13 protein-coding genes are annotated in these 13,979 nt (G+C 63.6%); 3 read left to right on the forward strand and 10 right to left on the reverse strand.

The genetic code is table 11. The features are described from left to right. Positions 1–54: 54 nt before the first annotated feature. From edd to zwf, 3 genes are all read right to left on the reverse strand, one after another. Positions 55–1,878, reverse strand: coding sequence for a phosphogluconate dehydratase (edd, locus tag WHT83_RS09645; RefSeq protein ID WP_406873652.1), 1,824 nt, complete (start codon positions 1,876–1,878; stop codon positions 55–57). A gap of 128 nt (positions 1,879–2,006) precedes the next feature. After that, the gene (gene pgl, locus WHT83_RS09650; protein ID WP_406873952.1) at positions 2,007–2,708 is read right to left on the reverse strand and encodes a 6-phosphogluconolactonase; all 702 of its coding nucleotides are present in this window, start codon (positions 2,706–2,708) and stop codon (positions 2,007–2,009) included. A gap of 5 nt (positions 2,709–2,713) precedes the next feature. Beyond that, a complete protein-coding gene (gene zwf, locus WHT83_RS09655; protein WP_108609156.1) occupies positions 2,714–4,183 on the reverse strand; it encodes a glucose-6-phosphate dehydrogenase in 1,470 nt (489 codons plus the stop codon). Positions 4,184–4,442: 259 nt separating this feature from the next. Between zwf and WHT83_RS09660 the strand changes: the two genes are divergently transcribed. Both WHT83_RS09660 and WHT83_RS09665 read left to right on the forward strand, forming a co-directional pair. Continuing rightward, complete coding sequence (locus tag WHT83_RS09660) at positions 4,443–5,189, forward strand: SDR family oxidoreductase (protein ID WP_183264582.1); 747 nt, start codon at positions 4,443–4,445, stop codon at positions 5,187–5,189. Positions 5,190–5,297: 108 nt separating this feature from the next. Next, positions 5,298–6,422 (forward strand): beta-ketoacyl-ACP synthase III, encoded by a 1,125-nt coding sequence (locus tag WHT83_RS09665; RefSeq protein ID WP_406873653.1) that lies wholly within the window; start codon positions 5,298–5,300, stop codon positions 6,420–6,422. Here the strand turns inward: WHT83_RS09665 and WHT83_RS09670 are convergent. The 4 genes from WHT83_RS09670 to WHT83_RS09685 form a co-directional block, all read right to left on the reverse strand. Further along, the gene (locus WHT83_RS09670) at positions 6,419–7,120 is read right to left on the reverse strand and encodes an RNA polymerase sigma factor (RefSeq protein WP_318762381.1); all 702 of its coding nucleotides are present in this window, start codon (positions 7,118–7,120) and stop codon (positions 6,419–6,421) included. The two genes, WHT83_RS09665 and WHT83_RS09670, sit on opposite strands and share 4 nt — an antisense overlap. A gap of 225 nt (positions 7,121–7,345) precedes the next feature. Beyond that, complete coding sequence (locus WHT83_RS09675) at positions 7,346–8,632, reverse strand: NAD(P)/FAD-dependent oxidoreductase (protein ID WP_406873654.1); 1,287 nt, start codon at positions 8,630–8,632, stop codon at positions 7,346–7,348. Between the two features lie 79 nt (positions 8,633–8,711). Continuing rightward, complete coding sequence (locus WHT83_RS09680) at positions 8,712–9,029, reverse strand: four helix bundle protein (protein ID WP_406873953.1); 318 nt, start codon at positions 9,027–9,029, stop codon at positions 8,712–8,714. Between the two features lie 123 nt (positions 9,030–9,152). Beyond that, complete coding sequence (locus WHT83_RS09685) at positions 9,153–10,586, reverse strand: glutamine synthetase family protein (RefSeq protein ID WP_108609150.1); 1,434 nt, start codon at positions 10,584–10,586, stop codon at positions 9,153–9,155. Between the two features lie 149 nt (positions 10,587–10,735). Between WHT83_RS09685 and WHT83_RS09690 the strand changes: the two genes are divergently transcribed. Then, positions 10,736–11,437 carry an HAD family hydrolase gene (locus WHT83_RS09690; RefSeq protein ID WP_108610030.1) on the forward strand — a complete coding sequence of 234 codons (702 nt, stop codon included), beginning with the start codon at positions 10,736–10,738 and terminating at the stop codon, positions 11,435–11,437. A gap of 3 nt (positions 11,438–11,440) precedes the next feature. Here WHT83_RS09690 and WHT83_RS09695 read toward each other — a convergent pair whose 3' ends face one another. From WHT83_RS09695 to aceA, 3 genes are all read right to left on the reverse strand, one after another. Next, positions 11,441–11,881 (reverse strand): response regulator, encoded by a 441-nt coding sequence (locus WHT83_RS09695; RefSeq protein ID WP_108609149.1) that lies wholly within the window; start codon positions 11,879–11,881, stop codon positions 11,441–11,443. Between the two features lie 235 nt (positions 11,882–12,116). Further along, complete coding sequence (locus tag WHT83_RS09700) at positions 12,117–12,359, reverse strand: hypothetical protein (protein WP_018426579.1); 243 nt, start codon at positions 12,357–12,359, stop codon at positions 12,117–12,119. A gap of 95 nt (positions 12,360–12,454) precedes the next feature. After that, entirely contained in the window at positions 12,455–13,744 is a 1,290-nt protein-coding gene (gene aceA / locus WHT83_RS09705) for an isocitrate lyase (RefSeq protein WP_018426580.1), read from the reverse strand. Positions 13,745–13,979 lie beyond the last annotated feature (235 nt).

Below are 13,979 nucleotides of genomic sequence, written 5' to 3' on the forward strand. Positions count from 1 at the left end.
CATGGCTCCTGATCCCAGAAAGTAAGGCAGAACTGCCTTACTTTCAAGCTGAGGTCACGCCGTCCCGAACGCGCTCGCGCCATGGTCGGCGCGGCCGGCCATCTGGCGGAAGCCGGCGAACAGCTCGCGGCCCATGCCATGTTCGTTGCCCGAGAGGTCGCAGACCGGGGCCGGGCGCAGCGCAAGATCGCCGGCCGGCACCAGCACTTCAAGCGTGCCGACCTCGGCGTCGAGCCTGACGATGTCGCCATCATGGACGCGGCCGATCGGCCCGCCTTCCAGCGCTTCCGGCGTGACGTGGATCGCCGCCGGCACCTTGCCCGAGGCGCCCGACATGCGGCCGTCGGTGACGAGCGCAACCTTGTGGCCCCGATCCTGCAGGATGCCCAGCACGGTGGTCAGCTTGTGCAGTTCCGGCATGCCGTTGGCCTTGGGGCCCTGGAAGCGGATGACGGCAACGAAGTCGCGGTCGAGCAATCCGGCCTTGAAGGCGTCGTTGAGGCCCTGCTGGCTGTCGAACACCAGCGCCGGCGCCTCGATGATGCGACGTTCGGGCTTTACGGCGGAAGTCTTGATGATGGCATGGCCGAGATTGCCGCCGAGCACCTTGAGGCCGCCGCTCGGCTGGAACGCCTTGGATGCCGGTGCCAGCACCTTTTCGTCGCCGCTTTGCTTGGGGGCGGGTTCGCGCACGACGGAGCCGTCGGCACCGAGCTTGGCTTCGACCGCATAAGGGCGCAGCCCTTCGCCCCAGACGGTCTGGACGTCTTCGTGCAGCAGTCCGGCGTCGAGCAGTTCGCGGATGAGGAAGCCCATGCCGCCTGCCGCCTGGAAATGGTTCACGTCGGAAAGCCCGTTCGGATAGACGCGGGCAAGCAGCGGCACGGCATCCGACAGGTCGGAAATATCCTGCCAGGTCAGGCGGATGCCGGCGGCCGCCGCCATGGCGATCAGGTGGATGGTGTGGTTGGTCGAGCCACCAGTGGCATGCAGGCCGACGACGCCGTTGACCACCGAGCGCTCGTCGATCATGCGACCAGCGGGGATGTATTCGTTGCCGAGCGCGGTGATCGCCAGCGCGCGCTTGGCGGCCTCGCGCGTAAGCGCATCGCGCAGCGGCGTGCCCGGATTGACGAAGGAGGCGCCCGGCGTGTGCAGGCCCATGATCTCCATCAGCATCTGGTTGGAATTGGCGGTGCCGTAGAAGGTGCAGGTGCCCGGGCCGTGGTAGGACTTCGATTCCGCTTCGAGCAGTTCTGGGCGGCCGACCTTGCCCTCGGCGTAGAGCTGGCGGATCTTGGCCTTCTCGTCATTGGGCAGGCCCGAGGTCATCGGTCCCGCGGGCACGAAGATCGCCGGCAGGTGGCCGAAGGTAAGTGCTGCGATCACCAGACCCGGCACGATCTTGTCGCAGACGCCGAGATAGACGGCGGCATCGAACATGTTGTGGCTGAGGCCGATGGCCGCCGACATGGCGATCACGTCGCGCGAGAACAGCGACAGCTCCATGCCGGGTTGGCCTTGCGTGACGCCGTCGCACATTGCCGGCACGCCGCCTGCCACCTGGGCGATGCCACCGGCTTCGCGCGCTGCGTCCTTGATCAGCTGCGGATAGGTCTCGAACGGCTGATGCGCCGACAGCATGTCGTTGTAAGAGGTGATGATGCCGATATTGGCGACCTTGTCGCCGCCGAGCGCCACCTTTTCCGAAGGGCTGCACACGGCAAAGCCATGGGCGAGGTTGCCGCAGGAGAGCACGCCTCGGTTGGCAGTCTTGCCGGCGGCGTCATCAACGCGGCCGAGGTAAATCTCGCGGCTGACCCGCGAGCGCTCGCGGATGCGTTCGGTGATGGCTTGGATGTCGTTCCTGGCGGTCATGACCTCAGTCCTTTCAACTCGGTGCCCGAACCGGGGGAGCTTCGGGCCTGCGGCATGGTCCGTGAGGGGGCATGCCTTGTTCAACGCGCCACGGCGCCATTCGGACGCCGGTGACGCGAGCGCCCGTCTCAGGGCGCCCAGTAGATCTCGGCGGCGCGGGGAGCCCGGTCGAGCACGGTGCGGATCGGCAAGGCCGGTTCCGACGCGAGCGCCGCCTCGATGACGTTGCGCTTTTCCACGCCTTCGATGTGGACGACGACAAGCCCGGCCCCGACCAATGCGGGCAGCGTCAGCGTCAGCCGGGGTTCGCCGGCGCTGCCGGCATGAACCGGCATGACGATGCGCGCCGAAGCCGTATCGAGCAGGGCGTCGAGCCCGTCCGCATCCGGGAAGAACGAAGCGGTGTGGCCGTCGCCGCCCATGCCCAAAATCGTCGCATCGAGCGGCCAGGGCAGGGCGCGGATTTCCGCATCCGCAAGATCGGCGCCCGATTCGACCGTTGATGCCTCATGGAACAGTGGTGCGAAGCGTGCTGCTGAAGCCTCGTTTTGAAGCAGGTTGGCCTTTGCTAGTGCCGCATTCGAACGCGGCGAACTCTCGGGCACGAAGCGCTCGTCGACGAGCGTCACGATAACCTTGCTCCAGTCGAGCGCTTCCTTCGATAGTGCGGCAAAGAAGCGGCCAGGCGTCGAGCCGCCCGAAACGGCCAGGAACGCTTCTCCGCGGCGCCTGATCGCAGCCCGCAACGCGTCGGCCACAGCGCTTGCCAGCGAAGCCGCCAGCTCTTCGCGCGTCGCAAATTCGTTCCACTGGGGCGCAATGCCGTTCATGGCGCTCAATTGCTCTCGTGCCAGGTGCGGCCGTCGCGCTCGATCAGCGCGATCGAGGCCGACGGGCCCCAGGTGCCGGCGGTGTAGCCCTGGGCTTCCTGGCGGCTGCCTTCCCAGGCATGCTGGATCGGGTCGATCCATTTCCACGCGGCCTCGACCTCGTCGCGGCGCATGAACAGCGTTTGGTTGCCGCGCACCACGTCCATGATCAGGCGTTCATAGGCGTCCGGCGCGCGCCCGTCGAACGACTGGGCAAAGCTCATGTCGAGCGGGATCTGGCGCAGGCGCATGCCGCCCGGACCCGGGTCCTTGATCATGATGAACTGCTTGACGCCTTCGTCCGGCTGCAGGCGGATGACCAACTGGTTGTTGAAGATTGGCCCGGCACTTTCGCCGAAGATCGAATGCGGGATCGGCTTGAACTCGATGACGATTTCGGAGACGCGCGACGCCAGCCGCTTGCCGGTGCGCAGGTAGAACGGCACCCCGGCCCAGCGCCAGTTGGCGATCTCGGCCTTGATCGCGACAAAGGTCTCGGTGGTGCTGTCGGCGCCGAGTTCCTCGATGTAGCCTTTCACCGGGCCGCCGGCGGAAGCGCCGGCGCGGTACTGGCCGCGTACCGTTTGCTTGGGCGCCTCGTTGCCGTTGACCCGCTTCAGCGCGTTGAGAACCTTCAACTTTTCGTCGCGAACTGCATTCGCGTCCATCGAGGCGGGCGCTTCCATGGCGACGAGGCAGAGCAGCTGCAGTATGTGGTTCTGCACCATGTCGCGCAGCGCGCCTGCCTTGTCGTAGTAGGTGACGCGGTCTTCCAGGCCGACGGTCTCGGCCACCGTGATCTGCACATGGTCGATATGGGCGGAGTTCCACAGCGGCTCGTAGAGCGCGTTGGCAAAGCGCAGCGCCATCAGGTTCTGCACCGTCTCCTTGCCGAGATAGTGGTCGATGCGGAAGATCTGGTGTTCGCCGAAATCGTCGCCGATGATGTCGTTCAGCGCCTTGGCTGACTCCAGATCGCGGCCGATCGGCTTCTCGACGACGATGCGCGAGTCGGCCGTAACCAGCTTGTGCGCCTTGAGGTGGTCGGAAATGTCGCCGAACAGGCTTGGTGCCACGGCGAGGTAGAAGACGCGGATGCGCTTGCTGTCGCCAACCGACTTCTTCAGCTCGGCAAAGCCGTCGCCGGACTTGGCGTCGACGGTGACGTAGCTCAGCCGGTCGAGGAAGGTCTTGAGCTCGGCCTCTTCGATGTATTCCGGCTTGACGTGATCCGAGATCGCCTTCTTTGCGAAGGCCCGGAACTCCTTGTCGTCCATCTTGGTGCGCGACGCCCCGATGATCCGCGTCGGCTCGGAAAACTGGTGGTCGCGCTGGCGGTGATAGAGCGCCGGCAGCAGCTTGCGCTCCGACAAATCGCCGGTGCCCCCGAAAATGATGAAGTCGAAAGGATCGACGGGGATGATCTGGCTTGTCATGTTCTATCCGTTTCCAGGACGGCCGTGATGTCGCCGACCGATATATGCTAATCGATTTAAAAACGCCAGTGCCTCGGTGTCACAGTTTCGTTTTCGATGCTGCGATCATGTCCACCGAGCATAGGGCCTCAGCGCTCCCGTTTCCAAGAATAAGCCTCCGGCGCCGGTGCAGTGGGCGCACTACCTCGCGCCCAGCATTGCGATGAACTGTGACGACCGCTAGACCGGACATGCAGAAAATCTACGGGGCGGCAGGACGATGCGACTCAAGGACAAGGTAGCGATCATAACAGGGGCGGCAGCCGGCTTCGGCGAGGGCATGGCGAGGCGTTTTGCCGAGGAAGGCGCGAAAGTGGTCGTCGCCGACCTGAATGCCAGGGAAGCCGAGCGCGTCGCGGCCGAAATCGGCAATGATGCGATTGCAGTCACCACCGACGTGTCGCAGCGTTCGGAATTCGACGAACTGGTCTATGCCACCAAGAGCGCCTTCGGCCGCATCGACATCATGGTCAACAATGCCGGCTACACCCATCGCAACGGCGACCTGGTCGACGTCGAGGAAGACGTTTTCGACCTTATCACCGCCGTCAACATGAAGGCGATCTATCATTCCGCCCGCGCCATCGTGCCCATCATGGAGCGCCAGGGCGGCGGCGCGATCCTCAACACGGCCTCGACGGCAGGGCTCAGGCCGCGCCCGGGGCTGACTTGGTACAATGCGTCGAAGGGCTGGGCGATCACCGCCACCAAGTCGATGGCGGTCGAACTGGCGCCCAGGAACATCCGCGTCAATTGTCTCTGCCCGGTTGCCGGCGAAACCGGAATGCTGGAAAAATTCATGGGCAAGGATACACCGGAGATTCGCGAAAAGTTCAAAGCTTCGATCCCGCTCGGCCGCTTCTCGACGCCGCTCGACATCGCCAACGCCGCGCTGTTCCTCGTCTCGGACGAGGCATCACTGATTACCGGTGTGGCCATGGAGGTCGACGGCGGGCGCTGCATTTAAGCGTTTCTGCCGCGAGGTAACCGCGTCTCGGCCTGAAATCGGGTCCGCAAAGCTTGACCGGCGACGCCGGAACCCTATTCCAATGGTTGAAAACCAGCAGGAAACGCCATGCACAGGGTTGCGATCAGCGGTACCGGCATTTTCACGCCGGAGGAAGTCATCACCAACGCCGAGCTGGTGGCCTCCTACAACGAATATGCCCACCGCCAGAACAGGCTCCATGCCGACGCCATCGAGGCCGGCGAGCGCGAGCCGATGGCGATGTCGTCGGAAGAGTTCATCGTCAAGGCCTCCGGCATCGAGCGCCGCCACGTCGTCTCGAAGTTCGGCATCCTCGATCCCGGCATCATGCATCCGGTGCTGCCCGAACGCGAAGAGGACGAACTGTCGCTGATGGCCGAGATTTCGGTCAAGGCGGCCGACAAGACGATGAAGAAGGCCGGGCTCACCGCTGCCGATATAGACGCCGTCATCTGCGCTGCTTCCAATCACGAGCGTGCTTATCCGGCGATTGCCATCGAGGTGCAGCAGGCGCTCGGCATCAAGGGCTTTGCCTTCGACATGAACGTCGCCTGTTCCTCGGCGACCTTCGGCATCCAGCTTGCAGCCGACATGATCCGCACCGGCTCGGCCCGCGCCATCCTGATGGTCAATCCGGAGATCACCTCCGGCCACCAGGAATGGCGCGACCGCGACTGCCATTTCATCTTCGGCGATGTCTGCACCGCAGTAGTGCTCCAGCGCGCCGACGATGTGAAGACGGACAACGCCTATGAGGTGCTGGCCACCCGCTGCCTGACCGAATTCTCCAACAACATCCGCAACAACAACGGCTTCTTGCGCCGTACGCGCGAAGGCCACATGGCCGACCGCCGCGACATGCAGTTCCATCAAGAGGGCCGCAAGGTCTTCAAGCAGGTGGTGCCGATGGTCGCAGAATTGATGCTCGGCCATCTCGCCGACCAGGGCATCGAACCGGCCAGCCTGTCGCGGCTGTGGCTGCACCAGGCCAACAAGGGAATGAACGACCTGATCGGCTCGAAGGTGCTGGGCCGCGAGCCGAGCCGTGAGGAGCAGCCCAACGTGCTGCAGGACTACGCCAACACCTCCTCGGCCGGCTCGATCATCGCGTTTTCGAAGTTCTCCGACGACCTGCCGTCGGGCAGCCTCGGCGTGATCTGCTCGTTCGGCGCCGGCTATTCTGCCGGCAGCGTCATCGTCAGGAAGATCTAGGCTTCTCCGCGAAGCCGCTCGACCACCCGGTCGGCCATGCGTTCGCAGCGCCAGCCATTGAACGGGAACAATTCGGCAAAGCCCGTCGAGAGCCTTCTTTCGATGGCTGTCCGCATCAGACGGCGCGCCCGAAACAGGCGCGTCTTGACGGTTTCGGGCTTGATCGAAAGCTGGGCCGCCGTCTCGTCGATGCTCATTTCCTCGACATCGCGCAGGATGAAGACGAGGCGGAAGATCTCAGGCAATTCGTCGATTGCCTGTTCGAGCAGTTCGCGCGCTTGCCCGCGAGCCAGTTCGGCGTCGGCGCCAGGCGGGGTCAGCGATGTCGGAAACATGATTACCTGGCCTCCGTTGGCTGCGGCAGCGACATCCAGTTCCTCCAACTCGGCGACAGGCCGTCGCTTGCGGATGCGGGTGAGCGCTTCGTTGAGCGCGATCCGCGTGAGCCATGTCGAAAACAGCGCGTCGCCCTTGAAGCTGTCGAGCCTGGTGAAGGCCTTGACGTAGGTTTCTTGCACCACGTCCTCGGCCTCCGCGTCGTCGCGGGTGACGGTTCGGGCGACGCGGAAGAGCCGCTGGTTGTTGCGCTTGATGAGCGCGCGGATGGCATTTTCGCCGCCTTGGCGCGCGAGTGCCACCAGTTCCTCGTCGCGGTGTCCGTCGAGATCGACCTGTTGCCGCAAGATTGCCAGGTGCATGTTGTCGCCTCCATTTTTCGGTCCGGCGCTGCCATCGTCGCAACTTGTGCAGGCGGCACGCAGACGACGATCCGCCCCAACATGCCGGCGTGTGCATGCGGCACCTGACAATACCCTGTTGGTAGCCCCTGCGCCATGCAGCGGCTTCCGAACCATTGGATGTGGACTGTCGGAAAAGGTTCCCGGGCAAGGGCGCTCCTGGCGCGGGATGTGCGTTTTGCCGGGCTAGATCCTGTCCCGCAGCGCGAACCAGTTGAGCGCCAGAAACAGCAGCGGCGCGCGGAAGCGCCGGCCGCCGGGGAAGGGCGGTATCTTCAGGTCCTCGATCAGCTTGAGCCGGTCGCGGTTGCCGGTGACGGTCTCGGCGTAAAGCTTGCCGAAGAAGTTGGACAGCATCACGCCGTGGCCGGAATAGCCGCCGACGGAGATGACGTTGGGCATCACCTCGCGCACGAAGGGCTTGCGCGGCACCGTGATGCCGACATAGCCGCCCCAGCCATGGGTGATCTCGACATTCTTCAGCTCAGGATAGATCTCGGCGATCTGCTTGCGGATGTGGATGTGGATGTCCTTGGGGTCGTTGACGGCGTAGATCTCGCGCCCGCCGAACAGCAGCCTGCCATCCCTGGACTTGCGGAAATAGCGCACCACGAAGCGGGAATCGTCGACCGACTCGCCACCGGGAATCACCTTGGAGTCCGCGCCTAGCGGCACGGTCGCGCCGATGAACGAGCCGATCGGCATGATATGCGAGGCGCTGATCGGCTCAAGCTTGCCGCCATAGGCGTTGACCGCGATCAGGCATTTCTGTGCCGTAATGGTGCCGCGCTCCGTCGTCACGCGCACCTTGCCGCCTTGCGAGGTGATGCCGGTCGATTGCGTCTTCTCGAACAGCTGTGCGCCGGCTGCCGCCGCGACCCTTGCGGTGCCGATCACCAGCTTGAGCGGGTGGATGTGGCCCGTGCCTGTGTCGCGCGTGCCGCCGTAATAATGCGTCGAACCCAGCCGCTCCGCCGTTTCCCGCGCGTCCATGAAGGTGATGTGCGGATAGTTGAAGCGGTTCGCCATGATCTCGGCATGGGCCTTGTAGTCGTCGACGTAGCGCGGTTTGTGCGCCACCGACATCTGCCCGGGCATGTAGTCGATGTCGATGTCGTTGGTGGCCGAGAATTCCAGCAGATGCGCCTTGGCGTCTTCCGCGAGGTCGAACAGCGCCTTGGCGCGGGTGAAGCCGTATTCGCCCTCCAACTCCTCCGCCCAGGCACGCTGGCCGGTGCCGAGCTGGCCACCATTGCGCCCCGATGCACCGTCGCCGAAGCGATGCGCCTCGATCAGCACGACATTGGTGCCTGCCTTGGCAAGATGCGCTGCTGCCGAAAGCCCGGTGAAACCGCCGCCGATGATGACGACGTCGGCCTGCCTGTCGCCATCGAGCACAGGGTACTCGGGCCGCGGGCCGGCGGTGTCTTCGTACCAGGAAAGGCCGGGCGAGATGGGGGAGAGGTAGGGCATGGTGGCTTTCGGAACGGAGCGGGCGGTAGGGGAGTAAGGGGGTAGCGGGTAGGGGAGTAGGGGAGTAGGGGAAGAGGCGCTAATCGCTGGGCAGCTTTCGGATCAGCAGACGTAGTAGTTTCCCCACACTCTCTGCGCCCGAGAGCAGCGGGTCTGTCGTAGCCTTTGGGGCAATGCCGGTTCGCTGGGCGATTATCAGTTGGGTTTCCAACTCTTTCAGCGATCCTTGCGCGATGCGGAGAAACTGTTGATAGGAGCCGCGGACCTCTCTCCCATAGCCCTCGGCTATGTTGGAGGGAACGGAAGCAGCGGCACGTCGCACCTGGCTTGTCAGGCCGTAGAGCTCTTCCCTCGGCCAGGTTTTCGTCGCGCCGTAGACCGCTACGGCAAGGTCCATCGCCTGCTGCCAGACAATCAAGTCCTTGTAGGAGCCGGATTTCTCGGTCACTTCTTCCCCTACTCCCCTACTCCCCTACTCCCCTACTCCCCTACTCCCCTACTCCCCTACTCCCCTACTCCCCTAGACGTTCAGCAACAAATACTCCCGCTCCCACGGACTGATCACTTCCATGAAGGTCTCGAACTCGGCCCGCTTGATCGCCGCATAGGTGGTGGCGAACGACCGTCCCAGGAGCGAGGTCAGTTCCTCGTCGGCCTCGAACAGGTCGACAGCTTCGAGCAGGCCGCGCGGCAGGTCGATCTCGTCCTCGTTGGCGGTGGTCAGCACCGGCGCTTCGGACGGCAGCTTGTTGGTCAGTCCGATCAGCCCGCAGGCCAGCGATGCGGCGAGCGCCAGGTAGGGGTTGGCGTCCGAAGACGGGATGCGGTTTTCGACGCGCCGCCCGCCCGGGTCGGAACGCGGCACGCGGAAGGCGGTGGTACGGTTGTCGTAGCCCCACTTGTTGTTGACCGGGGCGGAAGCCGCCTGCGTCAGCCGACGGTACGAGTTGACGTAAGGCGCAAACATCACCAGCGCATTGGGCACATGCTTCTGCATGCCGCCGATGAAGTGGAAGAAATCCTCGGTCTCCGAGCCGTCCTCGGCGGAAAAGATGTTCTTCCCGGTCTTCTTGTCGATGATCGACTGGTGGATATGCATCGCCGAACCCGGCTGGCCCTGGATCGGCTTGGCCATGAAGGTGGCGTAGGTATCGTGCTTCAGCGCTGCTTCGCGGATCGTGCGCTTGAACAGGAATACCTGGTCGGCAAGTTCGATCGGGTCGCCGTGACGCAGGTTGATCTCGAGCTGGCCCGCACCTTCCTCGTGGATCAGCGTGTCGATCTCCAGGCCCTGGGCCTCGGAGAAATGGTAGATGTCGTCGATCAGTTCGTCGAACTCGTTGACGCCGGCGATGGAGTAGCCCGCGCCGCCGCCGATGGGGCGGCCGGAGCGGCCGACGGGCGGGGTCAGCGGATAGTCCGGGTCGGGGTTCTTGCGAACCAGGTAGAACTCGATCTCGGGTGCGACGACCGGCTTCAGCCCGCGCTTTTCATAGGCGGCGAGCACGCGCTTGAGCACGTTGCGCGGCGTGAACTCGACGTGGCGCCCGTCCTGGTGGACGAGGTCACAGATCACCTGCGCGGTGGGGTCGTCCTCCCACGGAACCACACTCAGCGTCGACAGATCGGGCACCAGCTTCAGGTCGCCGTCATCTTCGGGATATTCGAAGCCGTTGCCGTCTTCGGGATAGCCGCCGGAAATGGTCATCATGAACACTGCGGAAGGCAGCGCCAGCGAGGTGTTGGAGGTGAACTTGCTCGACGGCATCATCTTGCCGCGGGCGACCCCTGCCTGGTCGGGGGTGATGCACTCTATGTCCTCGATGCCGCGCCATTCCAGCCATTCGGAGGCTTCTTTCCAGTTGCGTACACCGCGCGTGTTCTTGACGAAAGCAGGCGTGCGGGCGCGAGCCCTCCGAGCGGTCGGACGGACTTCCTTCTTTGCAGGCGGCATCAATCACCAGGTTGTGGTTGCAGGTTACCGAGTATAGCCGGGCCTGATGACGGAAGAAAAGGGGGGCAAATCAGCGATTCTAGCGAGTTGTGAGGTCCGGAATGCTGGTTTTCGGGCGATTCTTGACCTAGATGATCGCCATGACCTCCATTTCGACCCGCCTTTCCACCATCGGATTCGATGCCGACGACACGCTGTGGCAGAACGAACAGTTCTTCCGCATGACCGAGCGGCATTTCGCCGAACTTCTGGCCGATCATGGCGAGCAGGAACAGCTCATGTCGCGGTTGCTCGAAGCCGAGAAGCGCAATCTCGGCACCTATGGTTTCGGCATCAAGGGCTTCACGCTGTCGATGATCGAGACGGCGATCGAGGTGACCGAGGGCCGCGTGCCGGCTTCGGTGATCGAAAAGATCCTTGCCGCAGGCCGCGAGATGCTGAGCCACCCGATCGAGACGCTGCCGCATGTCCACGACACGCTTGAAGCGCTCGCCGGCCGCTACCGCCTGGTGCTGATCACCAAGGGCGACCTGTTCGACCAGGAGCGCAAGCTGGCGCAGTCGGGCCTTGGCGATTTCTTCGACGCCGTCGAGATCGTCAGCGACAAGTCGCGCCCGACCTACGAGCGCATCTTTGCCCGCCACGGCGATGGTCCCGACAGGGCGATGATGGTTGGAAATTCGCTGAAATCCGACGTAGTGCCGGCCATCGAGGCCGGCAGCTGGGGCGTCTACATCCCTCACGACCTGACCTGGGCCTACGAGCATGTCGACGAGCCGACCGCCGCGGAGCGCTTCCGCAAGCTGCCGCATCTCGGTGAGCTGTCGGAGCTTCTGAAAGGTCTCGGCTAGGCCTCAGCCGCGGCCGACGAGCTTTTCGACGACGGGCTGGAGCCGCTCCGGCGTGATCGGCTTGGCGACCACGATATCGACGGCGCTGGGCAGCGACAGGCTCTCAGGCGTGCCTGCCCGGTTGGAAAGCAGGATCACCGAAGGCAGCTTGTTGCCCGACGCGAGCCTCAGCGACATGATCGATGGCATCAGCGCATCGCAATCCTTGTTGTCGCTTCCACCGTCCAGGATGATCGTGCCCGGCGCCATCCTGCGCAGCACCGACAGGGCGCTGTCGGGCTCCTCCGAGATCGTCTTGAGGCCCGAGCGTTCGACGATCTTGGCGACCACGACGCGATTGATCGGCGAGCGACTGACGACCAGCACCTTCGACAGGTCGGCAATCTGGTGATCGCGCGCATTCGTACCCGGGGCGTGGCCCGGATTCAGGTCATTTCGCTTCATTGGCTTGGCCGACAGCTGGGGGGGCGATTGTTCAATGCGAGGTTGCGTTCGGTCCCATACGTTTCGCGTCATGTATGAGAAGTGTCAAGTAATACACTCAAAATGAGGTGTAACTTTAGTCGTAAGTTTCAGCATTCCCGCATGTTCGCCACAGACCAGCTTGCAGTACCTTAAAAGCAAGTCCCGCCCACGGCATGGCCGCGGACAGGACCCGGGGGGCAAGGGGGAAGTGAGTTTAGCCGTGCGGCTGCTGGGTGACGATGACCGGGATCAGCAGGTCGCCCCAGTTTCCGTTGCCGCCATGGTGGCGGGCCGAGCGGACCAATTCCACCGACACGCCGGCCTCGACTGCCTTCATGACCGACTGGTTGAGCCGGTGCAGGTCGTTGGCGACGATACGGATCACGGCCTGCTGGTCGGCGCTCATCGTGGTCGCCTGTTCTTCGGCTCGTTCCTTGACACGGGTACGCGGTGCCATCGTGGTTCTCCTCGGTGTTGCCTTTGCCCTGTTGGGCGTTGCCTCTGGCAGGTGCCCGGAGGCAATTGCCTCCGGGGCTTTTTCTGTCGTCAGGCCTATTCGGCGGCCGGACGGAACTGTTCGTGTTCGGTCGACTCGTGCATCGCGGTCGTCGACGACTTGCCGCCGGTGATCGCCATCGACACGGCGTCGAAGTAGCCGGTGCCGACCTCGCGCTGGTGCTTGGTCGCGGTGTAGCCGTTCACTTCGGCTGCGAATTCCGCTTCCTGCAGCTCCGAATAGGCCGCCATCTGGCGGTCCTTGTAGCCGCGGGCCAGTTCGAACATGCCGAAGTTGAGCTGGTGGAAGCCAGCCAGCGTGATGAACTGGAACTTGTAGCCCATCGCACCCAGCTCGCGCTGGAACTTGGCGATCGTCGCGTCGTCGAGGTTCTTCTTCCAGTTGAACGATGGCGAGCAGTTGTAGGCCAGCTTCTTGCCCGGATGCGCCTTGTGCACGGCTTCGGCGAACTTTTTCGCCTGGGCGAGGTCCGGCTTGCCGGTTTCCATCCAGATCAGGTCGCAGAACGGAGCGTAGGCGATGGCACGGGCGATGCAGGGCTCGATGCCGTTCTTCACCTGGTAGAAGCCTTCCACGGTGCGGCCGGCATCCTTGTCGACGAAGGGCTGGTCGCGCTCGTCGATATCGGAGGTCAGCAGCTTGGCAGCTTCGGCGTCGGTGCGGGCGACGATCAGCGTCGACGTGCCCATCACGTCGGCGGCGAGACGAGCCGCATTGAGGTTGCGGATGTGCGCAGCGGTCGGGATCAGCACCTTGCCGCCGAGATGGCCGCACTTCTTTTCCGAAGCGAGCTGGTCTTCGAAGTGCACGCCGGCAGCGCCCGCCTCGATGAAGGCCTTCATGATCTCGAATGCGTTGAGCGGGCCGCCGAAGCCGGCTTCCGCGTCTGCCACGATCGGGGCGAACCAGGTGTCGACCGACAGGCCCTTGCCTTCCGAGGTCTCGATCTGGTCGGCGCGCTGCAGCGTGCGGTTGATGCGCTTGACCAGCTCAGGCGCGGCATTGGCCGGGTAGAGCGACTGGTCGGGATACATCGCCGAAGCGGTGTTGGCGTCGGCAGCGACCTGCCAGCCCGAGAGGTAGATCGCCTTCAGGCCGGCGCGGACCTGCTGCATGGCCTGGTTGCCCGACATGGCGCCGAGTGCGTTGACGAAGTCTTCCTCATGGATGAGCTTCCACAGGCGATTGGCGCCCATCTCGGCCAGGGTCTGCTTGATCTGGACGGAGCCGCGCAGCCGCTTCACGTCCTCCGGCGAGTAGGGGCGCTCGATGCCGTCGAAACGGCCTTCCGGGGCTGAAGGGACGAGGTTGTAAAAATCGGTCATTGTCGACTCCGTCTGGTCACTTGGTTCTAGGGGCGGCCACCGCGTCTTGGGTTTTTGCGGCGATTTCTATGTGACTTGTTTTACATCCCGGCGCCAAACCAGCCAGAAAATTCAACAATTTGCGGCCGACTTTAGGGAAAACCTGTATTGTGTTTGACAGATAGCGACTGTAAAATTGTAAAGAATGTAAAAGGATGGGTAGGGTGAAACCCCTACTTTCGTTGTAAAAATGGTG

It is taken from the genome of Aminobacter sp. P9b, assembly GCF_045345995.1.
GTDB lineage: Bacteria > Pseudomonadota > Alphaproteobacteria > Rhizobiales > Rhizobiaceae > Aminobacter > Aminobacter niigataensis.